Source organism: Streptomyces sp. TAA486 (assembly GCF_000426165.1).
On the sequence record NZ_KE384503.1, the window covers coordinates 189,409 to 209,989 of the forward strand.

The window sequence follows — 20,581 nt, forward strand, 5'->3', positions numbered from 1 at the left end:
GGGTTCAGGCGATCCCGAACCCCGGCGGAGGACCGCGGCGTACCACCACATCCGCGAGCACCGAGGTCGTCGGCGGCGAGCGTTCCCCGCACATGCTCGGCCGGGGGACCGACTTCGGGCCCCACCGGGCCGGAGACCAGCCCCACGCCGAGAACACCCTCCCGATGGGGGCCACGAGCAGCGCCACCGCGCTCGCCCCGCTCGTCGTCAAGGACCAGCACGCCGCGTCGGCGCGGTGCATCACGACGGCGATGACCAGCGCGATCAGTACGTGCGCCACCGTCATCGTCAGCGAGTGCTGAAGCCGGAAGTGCCACACGCCGTGCGCCCCGAGCAGCCCACCGTCGGCGACGGGCGTGGACGCCGCACCGTGGCCGCCAAAGTCGTGACTGTGGCCGTGGCCGGACATCGCCACGGCGGAGTGTGTGACATGGAACCCGCCCAGCACTTCGTGCAGTCCGGCCTGCGCAGCCAGGCACCCGACGGTGATTGCCCCCAGGGAACGCCGGCGCCTCACTCCGAACAGCCCCGCGACGAACAGCAGTCCGGCTGCCGCCCCGACCCTCGCCGAGGACACCGACTGCCCGGTGAGCAGATGGTGGGCCCCCACGCCGAGGGCCAAACTGATCAGTGCGAACAGGCCCGCACGTACAGCGGCCAGCGGAGCGCCGGTCAGCAGGTCAAGGGCCTGCTGACCGGCATTCCCCCGGCGCGTGCGTGGCATGGTCGCTCATCATCGGCCATGACCCCTGGTACAGGAAGGTGAACTGAAGGGCCCGTCAATCAGGTCGTCGGGCAGCAGCTGCCCGATCAGCGGCTCCGGAGTCAGCGAGTCACCGCGAACATCAACGCGACGACAAGGATCGCCAGGGCTCCGAGAGTGGCGCCGATGAGGGAGGGGCCGAAGTTCGTTGCCACTCCTTGTTCACTGCGCCTTACACCTATCGCGCCGAGGACGAGGGCCAGCGGACCGGTGACCGCGGCGACCAGATCGCCGATGACCGGGACGAAGGAGAAGAGCAAAGCGACCACGCCCAAGGAAAGGGAGATGTCCCCGGGGCGGTTCGGACGCGAGGTCTCAGGCATTCCGTCGGGCGCCATGCGGTCCTCTGACCTGCACTCTCCGGCATCGCCGAAAGTGCGGGGAAGTCGAAGCCAAGGGAGCCCGAGTGTAGGTCACCGCTCATGATCATGTGATGGGAGCGGGGCTGCACGATGCCGGGCCCCTCGGTCTCTTCGCTCAGCGGCCCGACCCGTCACGACCGTGGGACGGTCGTTCACTCACACGACCCCGAGCGGGGCACGTCCTTGCCGAAGTCGGCGAGCGTGCACATGGTCTGCAGCGAGACCTTCCAGGTGCCGTCCTGCCGGACCGCCGTTCCCTTCTCGGCCGACCTCACCTCTTCGCCGTCCCTGATCAGGGCGTAGGTGACGTGTGCTTCCGTGGCCGAGTCATAGCTCGCCTCTTCGATGCGTGAGCGGAGCTGCTCGGCGCCCTCATCGTGAGCGAACGCCTCGATCATGAGCGCCTGCGTCTCCCCGTCCTCGACCACGGCAATCTTCTCCTCCACGGTCCGTTCCGGGGAGAAGAGCGACTCCCAGTTCTTGGTGATCTGCGCGGTGGCGCGTGCCGTGTCCTCGGGGGCGGTGGCCCTCGCTGACGACGCCGACGGTGAAGAGCTTCTGGTGGCGCCCTTCGTGGAAGCAGACGGCGCCGACGTGCGGGATGAGGGCGATGAGGTCGGCTTCTTCGCGGGCTTCTCCTCGCCGGAGCAGCCCGCGCCGAGGGCAAGCGCCACGGCGAGGGCCACAGCGCCCGCGCTGCGCGGGATCGAGTGGGTCATGGCACTCCCTCGCAGGATCATCTGGGGAGAGACGTACCCGTTGCCTCCGCCGACGAACAAACGCGTGACACAAGAGGAAGCGGCGCCCGCTTGCGAGTCGCCGCCGGCTCAGAGGCTCTCGCCGCGCGCGGGCACCGGCCGGCACCGTTCACGGAGTTCGTACTTGACGCAGCCGTACGGCCGTTGTAGGACCTGCTGTCCGAACTCCGCAACGCATCAAGCTCAGTTGACGCGGCCGTCGCCGACTCCCGCAAGAGCCAGTGCCCCACTGCCCGGACCGTCCTCCGGATCGTCGGCTCGCCCCCGCCGACCGCAGAAAGGACCCGCAACAGGGTCGGCACTCTGCGCTCACCGACAGGCGCTCCCGTAACACCCACCACCGGCTCCCGTGTGATCAACTCCGGTCACCGCACCTGAAGCGCACCAAGCAGATGCCTGCCATGTACCAGCCGTCTGCCGACGGTTCATCCACGGGCTGCTGGCATCGTGGAGCTACGGCCCCAGCGATGCTCCACTTCGCCGTCATACGTGGCGGCGGCAGGCGCTCTCCCTTCGCCCGGGAGGCAGAGGTTGCCGGACGCACCGAACAACACCACGACAACAGTTAAGGGATTCCATGAGCGCGCGTTTCGAAGAGCTCGACTGGCGCCCGACGCCCATGGGCGAAATCACTCTGCGGCGCCGTAGGGATCCCGCCTCGGGCACCGACCTCTACGAGGTCAAACTCGGCGACGACTTCCTCATGTCGAGCCTGTTCACCGCCGGGGAGATCGCACTCGCCGAACTCGGGCTGGCATGGGTGGCCCAGGAAGGTCTCGATGTCCTCGTTGGCGGACTCGGGCTCGGGTACACCGCTGAGGCCGTCTTGAGGGACGGGCGCGTTCGGTCGCTGACCGTTCTCGAGGCCCTCGGAGAGGTGATCGAGTGGCATGAGCGGCACCTGGTGCCGCTGGGGGCCCGGCTGACCTCCGATGCACGCTGCCGTCTGGTCGCCGGAGACTTCTTCTCCATGTCGCAGAGCCTGGGCGGTCTCGATCCCGACATGCCGGGACGCCGCTTCCATGCCGTTTTGGTGGACATCGACCACTCACCCGGACACGTCCTGCACCCCCGTCACGCAAGCTTCTACCAGCCGGCGGGCTTGCGCGCTCTGGCAGAGCGACTCCATGCCGGCGGCGTGTTCGCGCTCTGGTCGAATGACCCACCGGAGGAGAGTTTCACCTCGGCACTGGCAGAGGTCTTCGCCGAGTCCACCGCGCACGTCGTCACCTTTGACAACCCCCTGCGCGGCGGCTCCTCCACCAACACCGTCTACGTGGCACGCACACAGCCCACTGGATGAGCAACCGATGAGCCCACGCAGGGCGATTCCTCACGCGTAGACATCGTCGATGGCCGCGGGTACGCGTTCCCTTACGGCATCGGCGGCAGTCGCGCCGATGAGCACGTAGTACGCGAGTCCTTCGGCCAGGGCGACGAGCGCCGCAGCGGCCTGGTCGGGCTCCTGGTCCGCAGGGATGCGCCCGGCCTCCTGATCACGGCGCAGGAGCGAGGCCATCTACTCGTGAAACGGGCGTATGCCTCCCGCATCCGTGCCGCGATCGGCTCCTCCACCAGTCCAGCATGCCCGCGTACGCGTACTTCCGAGATGCGCACTTTGAAGTAGCAGTCACGGAGCAATCCTCTCTGGGCGTGCTGTTCGAATAGCACGCCCAGAGAGGCCATGGGTGACTCCCGGTGGAGCAAGGTGCTCATCGACAGCGAGCCGCGCCCGTCACTCGCACTCGTGGTGTGCTGCCGAGTCGTGATTCAACAAGGCCGGCGCATCCCAAGATCTGCCGCGGTCCTTGGGGGTCACCGTGGCCTCCGTGGCCTGTCGCGGGTCGCTGGATGCCGTGTAAGGTTCTGACCTGGAGTGCCGGGAAGCCTGGTCGGCGATCAAGAGACAGCTCTCTCTTCCGATCGGTGGCTTCCCGTGGTGCTCGTAGTGGTCTTCGGCGCGGCGCTTCTTGTCGCGGTGCTGTTCTCAGGCCTGGCAGCCCGATCGATTCTCTCCACCTCTTTGTTGTTCCTCGTCGGCGGAGCCCTGGTCGGCGACGGCTTTCTCGGGTGGATCCACATCACGCCGGACAGCGATGTCGTCGCGGTGACCGCGGATCTGGCCCTGTTCGCGGTGCTGTTCACCGACGGCATGCACGTCTCGTTCCCGAGTCTCCGTGGCGCATGGCGTTCGCCGGCCAGGGCTCTGGTGCTGGGCATGCCGTTGGCCTTCGTCGGCGTGGCGTTGGTGGCGCACTTCCTGGCCGGTCTGGACTGGACGACATCGTTCCTGGTGGGGGCGGTGCTGTCGCCCACCGACCCTGTCTTCGCCTCCGCGATCGTAGGCCGCAAGGAAGTCCCGGCTCGTCTGCGGCAGTTGCTGAACGTGGAAAGCGGCACCAACGACGGCCTGGCGCTGCCCGTCGTCCTGGTACTCATCGCCGCAGCGGGTCCGTCGTCGCACACCGCTACGGCTTCACTGGACGCGGTTGTCCTGGAGTTGGTGGCCGGCCTGGCACTGGGCGCCCTGCTCCCGCTGGCGGTCCACTGGATCACCCGTGTTCCCCTCCTCGGAGCCGAGCCCAAGCTGCAGCCACTGCTGCCGCTGTCGGTGGGCGTGATCCTTTACGCGGCCTGCCACCTGACGCACGCGAACCCCTACCTGGCGGCGTTCTGCGCGGGTGCCGTGCTGGCGTCGGTCTCCCCGGAGGGCAAGCAGGCCTTCGAACCGCTGGGCGAAGCGTTCGCGGAATTGGCCAAGTTCGGCGCCCTGCTCGTCTTCGGCGCCCTGCTCACCCCCCAGCTCTTCGACGGACTCTCCTGGGGCGGTTACGCGGCCGTCGTGCTGACGATCCTGCTCGTCCGACCCGCATCGTTGTTGCTGTCGCTGATCGGCACGCACTTCGACAGACGGGAGAGGCTGACCGCCGCCTGGTTCGGGCCCAAGGGCTTCGCCTCGGTCGTCTACGGGCTGCTGGTGCTGCAGTCCGGCGTCCCGCACGGCCAGGACGTCTTCACGCTGGTGGCGGTGTGCATCGCCTTCTCGATCATTGCCCACAGCAGCACCGACGTTCCGATCGCCCGCCTCTTCCGCGTCGAGGAACTGGTCGGCATCCCGGACGAGGGGGATACGGGAAGGCATCAGCAAACCTCCGCGTCCGGTCGGAATGCCGCGGAGCACGGCGGAATGGTGAAGGGGAGCGACAATGCGCGCACGTGAACTGGCCGAGGAATACCCCTCCGTGACCCTCGGCAGCGACATCCTGGAGGCAGCGCGGCTGCTTGCGGGACGTCGGCTACCGGGGCTCCTGGTGGTCGATGACCAGGATCAACCGCAGGCGGTGCTGCCCGCCTCGCAGTTGGTGAAGCTGCTCGTACCCGGCTATGTGATCGAGGACCCGGCCTTGGCCAGGGTCGTTGATGAGGAGCATGCCGACCGGCTGTGCCAGGCCCTGGCCGGCAGGCCCGTCTCCGACGCACTTCCCCCGGAGCGTGAACGGCACAAGCCGCCGACGGCGGACGCGGAGGACACCGCGCTCGAAGTAGCCGCCCTCATGGCGCACGAGCGCAGCCCCTTGGTCGCAGTCATGGAAAGGCCCCCCGACGGATCCCATGCCCGGGGTGCGCCGCCCCGGATGCTCGGCGTGATCACAGCACCCCACCTGCTCGACCGACTGCTGGGAGAGACGTGAACGACTGGCACAGCTGGGCAGCGATCGCGGCCTTCGTGGGCGCGTACGTCCTCATCGTCACCGAGCGGATCCACCGCACGGCCGCAGCCCTGGGCGGGGCAGCGGTCATGCTCGCGATCGGCGCCACCGACGACAAGGCCGCCTTCTACAGCGAACGCTCCGGCATCGACTGGAACGTCATCTTCCTGCTGCTGGGCATGATGGCCATCGTCGGCGTACTCCGGCAGACCGGCGTCTTCGAATACCTGGCGATCTGGTCGGTCAAGCGGGCCCACGGCCGGCCCTTCCGGGTGATGGCGATGCTGGTCGTGATCACCGCTGCCGCCTCGGCCTTGCTGGACAACGTCACCACGGTGCTTCTGATCGCCCCCGTCACGCTGCTGGTGTGTGAGCGGCTCGGGCTGCGGTCCGCCCCGTTTCTGATCGCCGAGGTCCTCGCCTCCAACATCGGCGGCGCAGGCACGCTCGTCGGTGACCCCCCGAACATCATCATCGCCAGCCGCGGGGGGCTCACCTTCAACGACTTCCTCGTGCACATGCTGCCCATCGCCGTGGTACTCACGGCTGTCCTGGTCCTGATGTGCCGGATCATGTTCCGCCGGGTCTTCGTGTACGACGAGGAACGCACCAAGGAGGTCATGGCCCTCGAGGAGCGCGAGGCCATCCATGACCCTCGGCTCCTGGTCCAGTCGCTCATCGTCCTCGTGCTGGTCGTTGCCGGGTTCGTGCTGCATCCGGTGCTGCATTTCGAGCCGAGCGTTGTCGCTCTGCTCGGTGCAGGGCTGCTGATCGCCATTTCCACAGCCGAGACCGGCACGGTGCTGAAGGAAGTGGAGTGGCCCACGCTGGCCTTCTTCGCCGGCCTGTTCGTCATGGTCGGCGCGCTGATCGAGACCGGTGTGATCGGCGAACTGTCCAAGTCCCTGGCGACGGCCACCGGAGGAGAGCCGCTGCTGGCCTCGATGCTCCTGCTGTTCGGTTCGGCCGCCTTGTCGGGCATCGTCGACAACATTCCGTACGTGGCGACGATGGCGCCGATCACCGCCGACCTCGTCCACGACATGGGCGGGAGCGGCGACGGGAAGCACGTCCTGTGGTGGGCCCTGGCTCTGGGTGCCGACCTGGGCGGCAACGCCACCGCGATCGGCGCATCCGCCAACGTCGTCGTCCTCGGGATCGCCGAGTCCAACCGGCAGCCCATCTCCTTCTGGCAGTTCACCAAGTACGGCCTGGTCGTCACCGCCGTGACCGTCACCCTGGCAGCCGGCTACGTCTGGCTGCGCTACTTCGCCCTGGCCTGACGACACGAAGCGATGCCCTCACGGTCTTGTCCGGAACCGCTACCGCGTGACGGTCCTTGCCTCCATCTCTCGACGGGAGCACCATGGCACCGCCCAGTCGCACTCTCCCGGTCCCTACCCAGGTGGCCGTGGAGTGGCAGTGCGACGCAGAGCGGGCCGTCGACGCGTCCAAGCGGAGTGGCTGTGCTGTCGAAGCGCGAGAGAGAACAGCTTGCGGCGATGGATGCTGCCCTCACGGCCCGTGATCCGCGATGGACCAAGCAGTTCACCGACACTCCGCCAGGCCCCCGGACTTGGAGCAGCGTGCCGGCACGGCCGACGATGCTGCTCTTGCTGGGCCTCGTGTCCGTCGGGATCGTGAGCGCCAGCCCGGTAGTGGACACCATCGTCATCATCGCCTTGATCACGATTCCAGCAGCAGCGCTGCTCGTTGTGGCCCGACGAGACGCAAAGCCCCCATCCCCGGCGCCTTGACGCACACAGGCGCGGGACGGCACGACCACGATCCTGGGCGGGCTCTGCGGACGCGCGTGAGTGCTGCCTCACCCACACGACCTTGACGGAACCTCAAGGTCACAAGCGGTTTCCCCTACCTCACGCCGCGCGTGCACGCGCCACGATGCGGAAGCCTACGGCGGCCGAAGACTGCCGGGAGACGGCAATGCGAGGCGCCGCCCCGAAGCCGAGACTGCATCAGGGACAACCCGCTGTGACGTCGGGTGAAGCGGCCCGTGGCAGCGAAACAGGGGTGACATGTCCGGTTCCCGTTCTCACGAGCGACCCGGCGTCGGCCCGTCGATGCTCTGGGCGCAGGCAACGGACCACGGCCATAGCGAGGACCGGCTGATCGACCCAGCGCCACTGGCCCGCCTCATCGAAGCCTGGTCGCGATCCGATGGCGAGCCGCTCGAAGTCATCGCGCGGGAGATGGTCCAGGACGCCAACGACGGGCCCGTCCACCTCGTGCGCCTGGTCGCCGCGATGGAAGCCAGTGCCCGGGCGACGGGCGGCACGCTCTCGCGTGTCACCGATACACCGGCCGTGACAGACGTCTGCGGAGGCGTGCTCCACCACCTGATCGAAGTCCTCCGGGCAAGCGGCCTGCGCGCTGCCACCACTGCAGCCGGCCAAGTGGATATCGAGTCCCGGCTGCTGGCCGTAAAAGCCCTGCAGACCTTTTGGCAGGCCCCGCACCGCGCACTATGCGAACCCCTCCACGACGTCCAAGTCCTCCAGCCGTCTCGGACATTGTGGCGTTCCTGAGTGCCTGGGGCTGCGCACCGCCGCCGGCCGAGCGGGCGCTCTACGGCCGATCGTTTGGCATCCCCTGTCGCCGCGGTTAGAGTTAGGGACTAACAGATGTTAGTCCCTAACACAGGAGTCGACGTGAATGCTCCGACCGTGATCGTGGCGGGGGCGGGTCCGACGGGACTCGCGCTGGCGTGCGGCCTTGCCGCAGCAGGAGTGTCGGTCCGGGTGATCGACAGAGCCGAGGCACCGGCGAGGACATCCCGGGCGCTGGGACTGCAGCCAAGAGGCACTGAAGTCCTCGACCGCCTGGGCGCGTTGGAAGACCTGCCGGAGAGTTCGATCCACATCAGGCAGGTGATCACTCATGTCTACGGCCGTCCCGTCGCCCGGCTGAAAGTCGGGAACCCCACAAAGCTGGTGACCCGCCCGGGCCTGCTCATCTCCCAGAGCGAAGTGGAGGCCCGACTCAGGCGACATCTGCACGCACTGGGCGTGGAGGTGGAATGGGGGCAGGAGCTGACCACCGCCGAGCAGGACGCCGACGGCGTCACCGCCGAGGTCGCCGGTGGCCCGGTTCGTGCGCAGTGGCTCGTGGGGTGCGACGGCGCGCACAGCCGCGTACGACGGGTAGCCGGGATCGACTTCCCCGGCGTCGCCGTCATCGAACGCTTCCTCCTGGCGGACATACGAGCAGACCTTCCACTTCCCCGGGACGCCGCGTCGGTGTGGCTGCGCGGCGAGCAGATGTGCGGGGTCTTCCCCCTGCCCGGGAACACCTGGCGGGTGATGGCCCCGGCCCCCGCCGGCACCAGCCCCGAGCTCGACCCCGAGGAGCTGCTGAAGGTACTCACCGGGGTACTGCGAGCGGAGGCAAGGCTCGAATCGGTGCCGGTCCAGGAAGCCCTGTGGACCTCCACTTTCCGTATTCACCGCCGGCTGGCGTCCACCTACCGTCAGGGGCGCATCCTCCTGGCCGGCGACGCTGCCCACATTCACAGCCCTCTGGGAGGTCAGGGCCTGAACACGGGTCTGGGCGATGCGGAGAATCTGGCGTGGAAACTCGCCCTGGTGGCCTGGGGGCAGGCCGAGGAGAGTCTGCTGGAGACCTACCAGGCCGAACGCCGTCCCGTCGCACGGGAGGTGCTGGAGTCCACGAGCGCCATGACCCGCGTGGTGACCGGCCAGAGTGCGCCGGCCCGGGCCTTGCGCGATCACCTCCTCGTACCTCTCATGAACCGGCCCACAGTGCAGCGACTGATCTGGGAGCAGGCCTCGCAGCTGAAGATCAGCTACCGCGGCGGCCCCCTCGCGCCCCGCTCCCAGCACCCTTGGACGGTCCGCGGCCCACAGCCCGGCGACCGGGTCCCCGACCTGGACTGCTCGAAGGACGACGGGAGCAAGACCAGGCTGCACGCCGAACTCGGCGCCCACTGGGCACTGTTGATGCCCCCTACGGGAGCAGCAGACTCTCTCGCGCTCACCCACCGGCGACTCGGAGGCACCGACAAGATCGCCGCTCTCACGCCCTCCAAGCCCCTCGGACCGCACGTGATGCTCGTCCGGCCCGATGCCCATCTCGCCTGGCGCGGCACCTCCGTGACCGCACTGAACAAGTGGCTCACAAAAGCCCTGGGCGGCGACCATGCCTTGTGACTCCGACAGCCGACTGCGATGTTGTCCCGAACTGAGGGAGAAGAGCCATGACTTCGCCTGCCGAGGGCACGCCGCCGGCATCTCGGGGTCTGCGTGAACGCAAGAAGGCGCAGACCCGCCGGAACATCCAGGAACACGCACTCCGGCTCATCCTCGACCAGGGCTACGACAACACCACGGTCGAAGAGATCGCCACGGCCGCAGGCGTCTCCCACATGACCTTCTTCCGCTACTTCCCCACCAAGGAATCCGTCGTCGAATCAGACGACTACGACCCCCTGATCGCGCAGCTCATCGAAGACCGGCCGCCGGAGGAAGACACCCTCACCGCTCTCCACCACGCCCTGAGCCTGGGCCTGGCGAGGATCTACGAGGCAGACAAAGAAGCACTCCTCGTCCGCACACGGCTCGTGCTGACCACGCCGGCACTCCGTGCCCGCCAATGGCAGAACCAGCACGCCACCGAACAGCTCTTCACCGACGCCCTGACGGCACGACAGCCGACCGCAGACCCCTTGCGGACCCGCGTCCTGGCCGCAGCCTCATTGGCCGCGCTGACCACCGCGCTCACCGTATGGGTGGACGGCGAAGGCAGCCGGCACCTGCCGACACTCGTCGACGAGGCCTTCGACGCCCTGCAGGCAACCGATACCCGACCCCGGCAACAGCGTGAAAGGGAACGCTGAGACGACCGGTGCCGATCACTGCACGTCGTTCAGCTCCCCGAACCTCACAAGCCCCGTGTCCTCCAGGACGGTGATGTGGTCAAGGACGATTGTGTTGGCCCTCTGCCGTGGTGCGGTCAGCCTGCTTCGTTCTTCACCTGATGACGACCTCGATGGTCTTTCCGCCTTGCGGCTCACGGCGCACCGTGACCTCACGAGCGAGGTGGTGCACCAAAGGCCAGCCGAAACCGCCGGCCCGCTCAAGGTCCTTGTCCGTACCGGTGGACCGTGAGTGAGGAAGCACAGGACTGGGGTCGGTCACTCGAACGTGCAGGTTTCCCGCTGCCCCGCTCACGCGGAAGCCGCTGAGTCCGCCCGCGTGCCGGTACGCGTTGGTCACCAACTCGGAAACCACGAGGAGCACGTTGTCGACGGTTTCTGGAGTGACTGGTGGGCGCAGACCGGAAAGGTAACCGCGGACGATGCTGCGCGCCTGACGACTGCTTTGGGGATGCATGCTGGAAACGGGACGCCGGTGAGTTTCCGCGCTGAGCTGATCAATCATCACGCTCATCCCAGGCTGGTTGGTGGACTGTTCGTGCGGATGCTCTTGCCCTCGCCGCGAGCGGAATAACGCGGGGCTTCTGCATCTCTCGATACGGCACCCGGATGCACGCGAAACGGCTGCCGAGGCCATCCGCTTTGACTGCGCCTGCGAAGAGACGAGTTCGTGTCCGGCTGGACTGGTGCAGGCCAGGGGGTGCGTCTCCGCAGACCGCAGGGAGCTCAGCGAGCCAATGGCAACTCGGCTTGATCGTGCGGCCTCCAGGTGACACACACGACCGTGGTGGCGGCGCCGTTCGCGAAGAGTGGCCGTTCACGCAACCCGATGCCCGGCTGCTGCGTGAGGGCGATGCCGCGCACATCGCGGGTGTCGGCGGGCAACGCTGGGCGACGGTTGCAGGTCGACGGTGCAGAACCGCCGGGCTGCGGCAAAGGCTGGCGAGCTCCTCGTGCACCCGGGTGTTCTGAGCAGGCCACGGCTCCATGAGGTTCCCCGAGCCGCGGAGGGTCGCGGGCTCCCTTACCTGGACCGCCCCGGACCGGTGACGGCAGCGACCGGTGCAGACTTCCGCCATGCGCAGACACGAGAATCAAGGGTGCCCGGGCTGGAGAAAATCTGTAGTGGCGGATGTAGACATGGAGAGGTGATGGGGGTAGATTGCTTCTCGTACTCGCAGAGATCAGAAGGGCGGGGCAGGTGACGAACTGCCTCGTATGCAGGTCAAGCAAGTAGTGGACCGGCGGTCGAGTGGTGAGGCTGCATGGTGAAGGCTCCACCACTGGCTGCCGGGCCAAGCGACTCCAGGGGTCGCACGCAGTTCTGCAAGATCGAGCAATGCACGACAGATCAGTAGAGAAGGAGGAGAAACGCGCCATCAGGATCGCCCGGGCAGGAAGTCCGCCCGGGTACCGCAGGCCCCGGATTGGAAGGTGGTCCCCGGTCACGCAGCTGCGATCCCCGCACCCGTCCCTCCGGACGGTGGTGCGGAAAACGGAATCCGGTGCACATAGCCGGTAGATGGTGTTGATCCCCTCGGGGCCCTGGTGCCGCACGGTGCCAGGGCCCCTCGACGCGTCTCCCGAGAGGTGCCAGTGGCCGCAGACAATCCCTCCACCCCGTCGAGCAACCTCGACGACGACGATTACCCCGCCTACACCATGGGGCGGGCCGCCGAAATGCTCGGCACCACGCCCGCCTTCCTGCGAGCCATCGGCGAGGCACACTTGATCGTGCCGCTCCGTTCGGACGGTGGGCACCGCCGCTACTCCCGCTACCAACTGAGGCTCGCCGCACGCGCCCGCGAACTGGTCGACCAGGGAACCTCCGTTGAGGCTGCCTGCCGCATCATCATCCTTGAAGACCAGCTCGAGGAAGCCAAGCGCATCAACGAACAGCTGCGCACCCCGGAGGCCTCCCCGGAATCGAAAGCCGACGCCTGAGACAGGCAGACCGATCCGGCTGCCTAGCGGGTCATCAGGGGGTCGCCCGTCCCGGAAACCAGAGGACGGGGCGTCACACCGTCAGCACGACCGGCTGAATTGCCACAGGTCACGACGACTTCGGCGGCGCACAACCAGCGCCGGCCTGTGCGTGTTCGGCCATGCCGCGGGAAAGCGGAAGCACTTGGAGGTGCTTCCGCATGACGGCAGACTCAATGCCCCTCCGGTGCACGACCTGCAACGGTTCCGGTGACGGCCAGACCGTCATGAACGGCCACGGCAGCTACGTCGAGGCGTGCCGCCTGTGCGAGGGGTCGGGACGAATGACCAGACGCGACAAGTCCGCCGACGATTCTCTCGACCCTGAGCAAGCCGGAGGGGACAACGGCCATCCCTGAAAAAGTCGGTCTGCTGCACATCTGGATGAGGAGCGGGCATCCGAGATCCACGAGAGGCTCTCCTGACGCCCCACTTCCGCGTCCGCATCCATCATGAGCCTCACTGCCGGCGTGCAGCTCCTGCGGGAAAACCGGATCGTTCGGGGTGAGCGGCCACCCCAGCTGCTCATCGAACTGGGATGGCCTCGCCTATCTGCAAGCCCGGGCGTGCAGACAACGTGCAAGGGTTTCTTGCCACGATCCGGTGGCGTATGCGGAGACGCGGACACGACCTCACATGAGATCTCCCTGGCCGGAGCCCCTCTCACTGGAGGGGTAGCGCCTGCACCAACTGGCTTGGCACGCGGCCGGGATGAGACGAATGAGTACTCGGAAGAGCGGCAGAAGAACGCCGTGTCTCGTCGTGGGACAGAGGCGGAGCGGCCGGCAGACTCGGCGGTCATACGGCCACCCCGGTCCGGAGCATGTGCCGGGGTGGCTGTCACGTCTTCATGAGGCGTCCCGGCACTGCAATGGCACGTGCAGCCGCAGAGGCGATGAAAGCGGCAGGGCGAGGCAACCGAAGCGCAAAACGATGATCAGTCGTCCGGTCCCCTCGCACGAGCAGCACGTTTCAACGTAGGTGCCCCTGCCGGTCATGACGGTCTGGCCGTCGCCGCTGCCGAGGCATGCGGGACAACGGACCGGAGTGGAGCCGTGACTCATGAGCGAACACCTCCTATCCCCCCGCGGTGGGTGTTCAACGACTGCGCGGCAACACTGGTTACGGCATGCACCGCGTCCGGTCGCCTTGTGCCCCAGCCATGAGGAACCTCGGCGTACAGGAAGGTCAACGGCCGCCGTAACACGCGCGCGGCGTCACGTGGTACGACTCCGGCGTCGGTGTGGACGGCGTGCCCTCGAAGCTCCCCTCGTGCAACCGCCACGACCCATGGCTACGCAGTGGCCTCACAGGCTCGTGGGCCTTTCGAGAGCTTGCAGCGTCCCCGCGGGTAGCCGGTCGTTGCCCCAACTGCGCTCGATGTAGCCGATGATCCGCGCGACGTCTTCCGCGGGCACCCGCTCCGGTTCGCCGCGCTCGAGCGGGTCGGCGTGGAAGATGTAGAGCCGCGAGGCGAACTGGTCGAACGGCAGTGAGGCCTCGCCGAACCGCTCGCCGTTGCCCGCGGTGGAGACGACGACACCGTCGCCCCAATCCTGGCCGCTGTCGTTGTTCGGGTTGAAGAAATACACCCGCATGACGTCCTGTGGATCCGGCGCGACCCGCAGGATCGTGATCGCGTGCCAGCCGACGTAGCGGGCCGCGCTGTCGGTGACGGCCACGCCGGCCGGCTGCGGGTGGATCAGCGGCTGCTCGCCGTTGTAGGACGGGTGGTAGCTGGCGTGGAACTGCCGCAGGAACTCGTCGAGGTCGACCAGGTTCCCGGTCGCGACGTCGACGTTGATGTGGAACCCACGGGCCGCCCACCAGCCGTGAAACTCGGGGTTGACCCACCGGTGCGGGTCCCCTGGCCGCGCGGCGCAGCGACGCCCCATCTCGGCGTAGATCCGGTCCAAGTGGGGCACCACGAGCAGCGACACGGGGTCCAGGTCCATCGGCAGCGTGCTCGCGACTCCGGTCGCGCTGTCCTTCGACGAGATCGGCTGACCCTCGAAGTGCATGAGGATCTCGTCGTCGCGGGCCGCCCAGACCACCATTTGCAGCAGGTAGTCCGGGTCGTTGGAGGACCACATCGACAGCGCGCGGGCGGACTGGCAGGTGGGGTTGTCGCCCTGACCGACGCCGAGCGGCTGGCCCAGCATGGAGAGCACCCCCGCGACCAGCCGCGCCTGCGGCCCTGGCACCTCGCCGAAAACCGTCGTCAACCGCTCCCGCGCGACCGGGGAGAGCTCAAGCGACAGCTGGCGCCACAGCGCGGGCACCACGGGCGGCTCGTAGAGGATGCCGCGATCGAGCAGCAGCGCCAGCCCGTAGATGCTTTGCGCAGTCTGCGGGTGCACGGCCACCTCGATCAGCCGGTGCACCAGTTGGCTGTAGCGCAGCAGGCAGTTCCGGCCGGTGTCGGACAGCCCGAGCGCCTCACCGATGAGGTAGTCGCTCTCGCGCAGAAGGAACCGGAGCAGCTCCGCGTGGTACGGCGACACCAGGCCGGTGTCGTGCATCGCCCGCGCGAACCCCGTCGCCTCGTACTGCAGGCCGCCGGCGTCCATCGCCTCGAGCCGGGAGCGGAAGACGTCGATGCCCGGGTCCTCCCGGCACGCCTCGGTGGTCCCGAACAGGCTCGTGATGAGCCGGTCGATGCCATGCCCTGACGAATCGCCAAGAGCGACGTCCGGGTCGTTGCGGTAGGTCGCGATCCGGGTGATCAGGGACTGCACCGCCTCGACCTGGATCGGACGCTGGCGCAGGATCCGCCAGATCTCGTCGACCAGGTTGTCCAGGACGCTGTCGTAACCGATCTCGTCGGCGAGGTGGTGGAACAGGTCCCGGATAAGCTGTGCGGTCCGGCCCTGCTGGGTTCGCTCCGCCTCGCTGGGCGGGGTGAAGAGCAGCTCCAGGTTCATTGCCAGTACCTGGGACAGGAACTGGCGGGCGTCCTCGGCGGGCAACGTCGGGTGCGCGAAGTCGCCGCGGGCGACGGCGAGAATCCGCAGCTCGCTGGTCGCCTCCATGACGACGGTGTCCGCGTCTCCGCTGTGCAGTCCCGGGCTGACCAGCGACGGGATGAGGATCTCCGGTGACGCCCAGTCCGTCTCCTGGAAAAGCCCGGCTTCCTCAAGGGCCTGTGCCCTGGCCTGGACGGCCGCGGCGCCGCCTGGCTGCATGAGCACCCGCCGCAAGGCTTCCAGGACCCGCCGCAGCTTCGTGTGCTTGCCGAAGTCGCGGGTTTCGGCCATGGCCTGGATGGCGTCGTCGAGTGAGGTCACGCGCTTGTCCAGCGTCGAGGCCTCACCGCTGACGTCGACGGTCGGTTTCAAAGGGTTTCCCTCGGGTTGGTCTCCTGCGTCCACGGGGCCGTCAGACGTAGAAGTCGAGCTCTTCCTGCTTCTTCAACAGGTCGCGCATCCGGTACGGGTCTTCACCGAAGAAGTACAGCAGGCCCCAGTGGGTGCCGAACGCGGTCCTCTTGGTGACAGTCTCCTCCAGCGGCCTCGAGAGGTCGTGCGACTCGTAGTAGTCGTCGTCCTCGGTCTCCTCCGGGATCTCCAGGTCGCTGACGACGCGGCGGCGCGGGTAGACGCCGAAGCAGCCGGCGACCCCTGACGCGTCGACGACCTCGCGCGGGAAGAAGGCTTCGATCTCTTCCTCGGTGGTCTTCGGGTCGAAGGCCAGCACGAGCCCATGGTAGGCGTTGAACCCGTATGCCCGCTCCAGCAGTTCGAACACCTTGAAGCCCGGCGGCCGGTAGGCGACCTCGCCGAAGTACATCTCGCCGTCACTGGTGACGAAATACTCCGGGTGCACGAAGCCGAACTCGATGTCGAACGTCTTGATGAGCTTCTCGATCTGCGCCGTGATCTGCGGGCGGTACTGCTCCAGTTCCGGGGTTGCCGGCACGAACACCGAGTATCCCAGCGTGACGTATTCGGAGATGTTGAGGAACTTGATCTTCCCGTTGTGCACCCACGCCTCGACCGCGAACTCCCAGCCATCGAGGTGGGATTCCATGAGAACCGGGAACTCCTCTTCCGGAATCGTGTCCACCTCGTCCGGGGTACGGATGACGCGGTGCCCGAGGCATCCTGCCTTGTCGAACGCCTTGAGATGGATCGGGTCGTTCGGGTCGCCGTCCAGCTTGAGCAGGGTCTGATTGACGCGCTTGAGGAAGCGGATCACGTCGTCCCGGTCGTGGGCCTCCTCGAAAATTCCGACCCGGATGCCGCCGAGTTGCGCGCGGCGCTTCATCAGCGCCTTGTCCCGCAGCAGCAGGGCCTGACCGTACAAGCGCGGGTTGTCCAGCAGAACGGAGTTGATCGCCCCTGCCCATTCAACCGTTTCCTCGAACAGCGGGATCGCGACGTCGACACCCTCATTCTTAAGAGTCTCGGCGATCTCCATGGAGCGGTCGTTGAGCCGTTCGAAATTCCACGGCACGTAGGGGATGTCGTGGTCGACGCAGTACTCCTCGGCCCACTCCGGCGCCACGACGACGTATCGCCGGTCGAACCGGTCGAGGGCTTCGACCGCATTGAGACTCCAGCCAAGAAGCGCTACATAGCCTTTGTCCGGGTTCCTGGTGGCCGGTTCGCCCTGTGGCATTTGACAGTTTCTCCTTCGGCGCGTGCGCTCATCGGCGGTCTGGCTGCCGCTTACCCGACGATCCGCAGCGCAAGCTGCAAAAGTTCTCCGGAGTGACGGCCCGCCTGAGGGTTCCCGCATCAGGGGCCGTGCCCGCCAGGCCCGGACGTGGTCCTGGCCGACAGGCGTACTCCGTGAACGACCTACCGGTGGGCGACGACCGCGAGCGGAGTCCTCACGTGATGTATGGCTGCATGGGCGACGTGACCCAGGTGAGTACCCGCCCTCGCGTGACGGATGCGCCGTCCTACGACCAGCAGCGACGCTTCGGATGCGGCGTCGATGAGCAAGTCGGAGGGTCGGCACAGGACAGCTCGGTGGCTCAGGGGGACCTCGGGGAACTTGTCATGCCAAGGGCGTAGGGCGTCTGTGAGTTCCATGTTCGTCTGGTACTGCAGCTCATCCGTCGTTTCCATGCCGACTGGATACGTCGGGGCCGCTCCGAAGACCGGCGGCAGCTGCCAGGCATGGAAGACGCGCAGGGGCACGGCATGACGGCCGGCGGCCTCGAAGGCGAACTCGAGGAGCTCATCGCAAGGACGGCCGAGGTCGAGGCCGACGACCACTGGTCGCGCCGGCACAGGCGAGGGACCTCCCGTCGTGCTGTCCTCACCTTCTGCCTCTCCCGCGGGTGCCCGGATCAGGACGACCGGGCAGGTGGCGTGAGCCACTGTGGCCAACGCCGTGGAGCCCACCACGAACCCGGCCAGACTGCTGAGGCCTCGCGACCCCAGCACCAGGAGGTCGGTCTTCCTCGAGATGTCGCAGAGCACGTCGGAGGGGCTGCCCGCAACCACCCTTCCCGCTGTGGAGAGCTCCGGGAATCTGCGTGCGAGGTCTTGAGCGGCTTCCTCAGTGATCGCATGGGACCACCGCATGGCCTCATGAAGATCAAGACTCATCGAGTCCTCATCCTCCACCCGGACCAAGTGCAGCGGGACCTTCCGGTTCGAGGCTTCGCTCGCCGCCCATTCCGCAGCGGCGCGACTTGCAGGGGTACCGTCCAGCCCCGAGGTGACCGATGCCGACATCATTCTCTCCTCGGCTCCGCGCAGTGCCTTCCATTGCCAGCATGCTGCGTGGTCGTTCCGGTGGTCTTGAGTCCGAAGACCGGGAATGCGGGACCAACGGCCCAGCCCGTACGAGTGACGCGATCATGACGGTCCGGGCACGGATGTCATGATCGCGTCCACGACAGCACGGCAAGGTGGCCTCCAGGACAAGATCGGGAACCGTCCGCCACCTCTCGAGCCTGAGACCCCGACCGATCAGGGGCAGGGCCGAGACCCCGGTCGACCTGCCCCGTGTGGCCGGGCCGCGCTTGCCGTCGCCGCCGTAGGCGCCTGCTCCGCGTGAAGAATCCTCCCGGTTGCACACCCTCACAGCGACCCACACCGTGGACAGCGGACCGATTCCCTCGGCTTCTGCAGCGCGCAAGGAATGCACGAGGCACAGCGACCCGCAGCTACACGTGCGGGCCGAAGAGAGGCCGGCGGCAGGGACGCTCAAGGCCCGAGAGGAGCCGTGGTGGAACTGAGCAACGCTGTGGTCGCCGGTGTCGACGGTTCCCCTTCTGGTTTCTCAGCCGTGGAACAAGCCTCGGAGGAAGCGGCCCTGCACGGAGTCGGGCTGCACATCGTGCATGTGTTGACCTTGCCTCCTCTTCCGGCCGCGGGCGCAGAAGCGTGCGTAGCAGTGAGAGATGCGCTGCAAGAGGAGGCGGAGGGCTACCTGGCCGAGGCCGAGTCGCGTGCTCGGGCCGCCGCACCCGGTATCGAGGTCAGCAGCGCCGTCATGGCCGGCGAAGTGCTTCGAGTGCTGGTCGATCTGTCGCGCTCCGCGTCACTGGTCGCCGTCGGCAGCAGGGGGCTGGGCAGGTTCACCGGGCTGTTGCTGGGGTCCGTCGCATTGCACCTGGCAGCTCACGCACAATGTCCGGTCCTCGTTCACCGCGGTACGCCCAACCGTTCAGGTCCGGTCGTGGTGGCTGTCGACGGCTCTCCCGAGAACTCTTCGGCGATCGCGTTCGCGTTCGCCGAAGCCTCGCTCGGCGAAACGGATCTCATCGCCGCCCACGTCTGGTCGGAGTTCTCCGTGCCCCCCACACCTCCGCCGGACAAGTCTCTGGCCTACGCCAAGAGACCCGGTGAGCTGGAGAACGAGGAGCAGGCCCTGCTGGCGGAAGCACTGTCCGGAATGCGCGAGAAGTATCCGGACGTATCGGTGGAGCGTCGCACGTTGCATGGCCGTACCCGTCAGGAGCTCATCGATGTCAGCAGGGACGCGCGGCTGATGGTGCTGGGTGCGCGGGGAAGGGGCGGGTTCGCCGGCATGCTGCTCGGATCCGTCAGCCAGGCGTTGCTGCACCACGCGCAGTGCCCCGTCGTCGTGGCACGGAACGAGAACGTCGGCAGCTGAGCCCCCGCACTCGCATGGCGAAGGGCCCACGGGAGTGCTCTCCTGGAACTGCAAATTCCGGCCACGCCCCAGTGGCCGTCCCGGCCTGCGACCGTGACCGAGAGGGTGAGGACGGGTGGAGCAGCGCGTCGTGGTCGGTGTGGACGGGTCGGATCCCGGTTGGCGAGCCGTGGACTGGGCGGCAGACGAGGCAGCGCTGCATGGATGGGCCCTGCACATCGTGCACGCCACCCGGTGGGAGCGGTACGAGAACTTTGCCAGTGTCGGCCTGGATCGTCCCTCCGCTCGCGTCCTGGCCGAGAACATCGTGGCCACGGGTGAGCGTCGCGCGGCACTACGCCAGCGGGACATCAAGGTGACCGGGGAGACACGGGTCATGGACGCCGTCGAAGCGCTCGTATGGGAGAGCCGCTCGGCCGCGGTCGTGGCGGTCGGAACCCGCGGACACGGAGCGCTGTCGGGTGCCCTTCTCGGTTCGGTGAGTCTGGGCGTCGCCGGCCGGGCAGTCTGCCCCACTGTCGTGGTACGCGGTCCGGACTCCGACGTTTCTGAGGATCGGGGCACCGTGATGCTGGGCGTGGACGACTCGGTCGGTTCGCCGGCGGTCTCCTTCGCGTTCAGGGAGGCGGCAGCGCGAGGTTGCGGCCTCCACGCCGTCCACGCTTGGCGACTCCCCAACGATGTGGACGCCGACAGCCCGAGCGGTGAAGCGATCGTCAGTGAGGTCGACAAGCAGGTCACAGGGCTGCTGCAGGAGGAGATGTCCCGGTACCGCGAGGTGGCCGTGCGTCAGGAGTCCGTGGAAGGGCCGCCTCAGCACGTACTCGTACAGGCAGCCGCACAGGCAGATCTGCTGGTGGTGGGAGCACACGGACGCCACGGAAGGGTCGGCCTCGAACTCGGGCTGATCAGCCACGCCGTGCTTCACCAAGCACCATGCCCCGTCGCAGTCGTGCCCCACGACTAGCTGTAGGAGGCCATGAGGTTGGTGACGCCTGCGTGGAGTCGGGAGGCCG

20 protein-coding genes are annotated in these 20,581 nt (G+C 67.4%); 12 read left to right on the forward strand and 8 right to left on the reverse strand.

Annotated features, from left to right (window positions below; all coding sequences use genetic code 11):
- Nucleotides 1–4: 4 nt before the first annotated feature.
- The 3 genes from I004_RS36765 to I004_RS37805 form a co-directional block, all read right to left on the reverse strand.
- Nucleotides 5–724 carry a hypothetical protein gene (locus I004_RS36765; RefSeq protein WP_051345552.1) on the reverse strand — a complete coding sequence of 240 codons (720 nt, stop codon included), beginning with the start codon at nt 722–724 and terminating at the stop codon, nt 5–7.
- 101 nt (nt 725–825) lie between these two features.
- Nucleotides 826–1,101: a hypothetical protein gene (locus I004_RS0128615; RefSeq protein ID WP_051345553.1), complete on the reverse strand. Its 276-nt coding sequence runs from the start codon at nt 1,099–1,101 to the stop codon at nt 826–828.
- Nucleotides 1,102–1,277: 176 nt separating this feature from the next.
- The gene (locus tag I004_RS37805) at nt 1,278–1,844 is read right to left on the reverse strand and encodes an MTB12 C-terminal domain-containing protein (protein WP_051345554.1); all 567 of its coding nucleotides are present in this window, start codon (nt 1,842–1,844) and stop codon (nt 1,278–1,280) included.
- Nucleotides 1,845–2,460: 616 nt separating this feature from the next.
- On the opposite strand from I004_RS37805, the gene I004_RS0128625 reads away from it, so the two are divergent.
- Nucleotides 2,461–3,186: a spermidine synthase gene (locus I004_RS0128625; RefSeq protein WP_028438280.1), complete on the forward strand. Its 726-nt coding sequence runs from the start codon at nt 2,461–2,463 to the stop codon at nt 3,184–3,186.
- A 30-nt stretch (nt 3,187–3,216) separates the two neighbouring features.
- Here the strand turns inward: I004_RS0128625 and I004_RS36775 are convergent, their stop codons facing one another.
- Nucleotides 3,217–3,402: a hypothetical protein gene (locus I004_RS36775; RefSeq protein ID WP_028438281.1), complete on the reverse strand. Its 186-nt coding sequence runs from the start codon at nt 3,400–3,402 to the stop codon at nt 3,217–3,219.
- A gap of 417 nt (nt 3,403–3,819) precedes the next feature.
- Here I004_RS36775 and I004_RS36780 point away from each other — a divergent pair, with 417 nt between their 5' ends.
- The 7 genes from I004_RS36780 to I004_RS36785 all read left to right on the forward strand — a co-directional run bounded on the left by I004_RS36780 (nt 3,820) and on the right by I004_RS36785 (nt 10,466).
- Nucleotides 3,820–5,103 carry a cation:proton antiporter domain-containing protein gene (locus I004_RS36780; protein WP_051345555.1) on the forward strand — a complete coding sequence of 428 codons (1,284 nt, stop codon included), beginning with the start codon at nt 3,820–3,822 and terminating at the stop codon, nt 5,101–5,103.
- Nucleotides 5,090–5,575: a CBS domain-containing protein gene (locus I004_RS0128640; RefSeq protein ID WP_028438282.1), complete on the forward strand. Its 486-nt coding sequence runs from the start codon at nt 5,090–5,092 to the stop codon at nt 5,573–5,575. Before I004_RS36780 ends, I004_RS0128640 begins: the two co-directional genes overlap by 14 nt.
- On the forward strand, nt 5,572–6,876 hold the full coding sequence (locus tag I004_RS0128645; RefSeq protein WP_028438283.1) for an ArsB/NhaD family transporter: 1,305 nt from the start codon (nt 5,572–5,574) through the stop codon (nt 6,874–6,876). The genes I004_RS0128640 and I004_RS0128645 overlap by 4 nt, the downstream gene beginning before the upstream one ends.
- Before the next feature lie 12 nt (nt 6,877–6,888).
- Nucleotides 6,889–7,350, forward strand: coding sequence for a DUF3040 domain-containing protein (locus I004_RS40580; protein ID WP_078511895.1), 462 nt, complete (start codon nt 6,889–6,891; stop codon nt 7,348–7,350).
- Between the two features lie 279 nt (nt 7,351–7,629).
- The gene (locus I004_RS0128650) at nt 7,630–8,139 is read left to right on the forward strand and encodes a hypothetical protein (RefSeq protein WP_158677139.1); all 510 of its coding nucleotides are present in this window, start codon (nt 7,630–7,632) and stop codon (nt 8,137–8,139) included.
- 123 nt (nt 8,140–8,262) lie between these two features.
- On the forward strand, nt 8,263–9,780 hold the full coding sequence (locus I004_RS0128655) for an FAD-dependent monooxygenase (RefSeq protein ID WP_486580556.1): 1,518 nt from the start codon (nt 8,263–8,265) through the stop codon (nt 9,778–9,780).
- A 47-nt stretch (nt 9,781–9,827) separates the two neighbouring features.
- Nucleotides 9,828–10,466, forward strand: coding sequence for an acyl-CoA-like ligand-binding transcription factor (locus I004_RS36785; protein ID WP_051345557.1), 639 nt, complete (start codon nt 9,828–9,830; stop codon nt 10,464–10,466).
- Between the two features lie 133 nt (nt 10,467–10,599).
- Here the strand turns inward: I004_RS36785 and I004_RS38685 are convergent, their stop codons facing one another.
- Nucleotides 10,600–11,019, reverse strand: a complete 420-nt coding sequence (locus tag I004_RS38685; RefSeq protein ID WP_028438286.1) for an ATP-binding protein — start codon at nt 11,017–11,019, stop codon at nt 10,600–10,602.
- Between the two features lie 1,082 nt (nt 11,020–12,101).
- Here I004_RS38685 and I004_RS0128670 point away from each other — a divergent pair.
- Nucleotides 12,102–12,449, forward strand: a complete 348-nt coding sequence (locus I004_RS0128670; RefSeq protein ID WP_028438287.1) for a MerR family transcriptional regulator — start codon at nt 12,102–12,104, stop codon at nt 12,447–12,449.
- Between the two features lie 200 nt (nt 12,450–12,649).
- Nucleotides 12,650–12,847: a hypothetical protein gene (locus I004_RS0128675; protein ID WP_158677140.1), complete on the forward strand. Its 198-nt coding sequence runs from the start codon at nt 12,650–12,652 to the stop codon at nt 12,845–12,847.
- Nucleotides 12,848–13,795: 948 nt separating this feature from the next.
- On the opposite strand, the gene I004_RS0128680 is transcribed toward I004_RS0128675, so the two are convergent.
- The 3 genes from I004_RS0128680 to I004_RS0128690 form a co-directional block, all read right to left on the reverse strand.
- Nucleotides 13,796–15,826 carry a hypothetical protein gene (locus tag I004_RS0128680; RefSeq protein ID WP_028438289.1) on the reverse strand — a complete coding sequence of 677 codons (2,031 nt, stop codon included), beginning with the start codon at nt 15,824–15,826 and terminating at the stop codon, nt 13,796–13,798.
- Nucleotides 15,827–15,866: 40 nt separating this feature from the next.
- On the reverse strand, nt 15,867–17,108 hold the full coding sequence (locus I004_RS0128685) for a carboxylate--amine ligase (protein WP_028438290.1): 1,242 nt from the start codon (nt 17,106–17,108) through the stop codon (nt 15,867–15,869).
- Nucleotides 17,109–17,290: 182 nt separating this feature from the next.
- Nucleotides 17,291–18,181, reverse strand: a complete 891-nt coding sequence (locus I004_RS0128690) for a universal stress protein (RefSeq protein ID WP_051345559.1) — start codon at nt 18,179–18,181, stop codon at nt 17,291–17,293.
- Nucleotides 18,182–18,692: 511 nt separating this feature from the next.
- Between I004_RS0128690 and I004_RS0128695 the strand changes: the two genes are divergently transcribed.
- Nucleotides 18,693–19,565, forward strand: coding sequence for a universal stress protein (locus I004_RS0128695; RefSeq protein WP_486580642.1), 873 nt, complete (start codon nt 18,693–18,695; stop codon nt 19,563–19,565).
- 115 nt (nt 19,566–19,680) lie between these two features.
- Nucleotides 19,681–20,532, forward strand: coding sequence for a universal stress protein (locus I004_RS0128700; protein ID WP_028438293.1), 852 nt, complete (start codon nt 19,681–19,683; stop codon nt 20,530–20,532).
- The last annotated feature ends 49 nt before the right edge of the window (nt 20,533–20,581 follow it).

What these genes read in the sequence shown, in the direction of transcription:
- I004_RS36765 (WP_051345552.1), bottom strand. Translation starts at nt 724, where the DNA reads ATGCCACGCACGCGCCGGGGGAATGCCGGTCAGCAGGCCCTTGACCTG.
- I004_RS0128615 (WP_051345553.1), bottom strand. Translation starts at nt 1,101, where the DNA reads ATGGCGCCCGACGGAATGCCTGAGACCTCGCGTCCGAACCGCCCCGGG.
- I004_RS37805 (WP_051345554.1), bottom strand. Translation starts at nt 1,844, where the DNA reads ATGACCCACTCGATCCCGCGCAGCGCGGGCGCTGTGGCCCTCGCCGTG.
- I004_RS0128625 (WP_028438280.1), top strand. Translation starts at nt 2,461, where the DNA reads ATGAGCGCGCGTTTCGAAGAGCTCGACTGGCGCCCGACGCCCATGGGC.
- I004_RS36775 (WP_028438281.1), bottom strand. Translation starts at nt 3,402, where the DNA reads ATGGCCTCGCTCCTGCGCCGTGATCAGGAGGCCGGGCGCATCCCTGCG.
- I004_RS0128640 (WP_028438282.1), top strand. Translation starts at nt 5,090, where the DNA reads ATGCGCGCACGTGAACTGGCCGAGGAATACCCCTCCGTGACCCTCGGC.
- I004_RS40580 (WP_078511895.1), top strand. Translation starts at nt 6,889, where the DNA reads ATGCCCTCACGGTCTTGTCCGGAACCGCTACCGCGTGACGGTCCTTGC.
- I004_RS0128650 (WP_158677139.1), top strand. Translation starts at nt 7,630, where the DNA reads ATGTCCGGTTCCCGTTCTCACGAGCGACCCGGCGTCGGCCCGTCGATG.
- I004_RS36785 (WP_051345557.1), top strand. Translation starts at nt 9,828, where the DNA reads ATGACTTCGCCTGCCGAGGGCACGCCGCCGGCATCTCGGGGTCTGCGT.
- I004_RS38685 (WP_028438286.1), bottom strand. Translation starts at nt 11,019, where the DNA reads ATGAGCGTGATGATTGATCAGCTCAGCGCGGAAACTCACCGGCGTCCC.
- I004_RS0128675 (WP_158677140.1), top strand. Translation starts at nt 12,650, where the DNA reads ATGACGGCAGACTCAATGCCCCTCCGGTGCACGACCTGCAACGGTTCC.
- I004_RS0128685 (WP_028438290.1), bottom strand. Translation starts at nt 17,108, where the DNA reads ATGCCACAGGGCGAACCGGCCACCAGGAACCCGGACAAAGGCTATGTA.
- I004_RS0128690 (WP_051345559.1), bottom strand. Translation starts at nt 18,181, where the DNA reads ATGATGTCGGCATCGGTCACCTCGGGGCTGGACGGTACCCCTGCAAGT.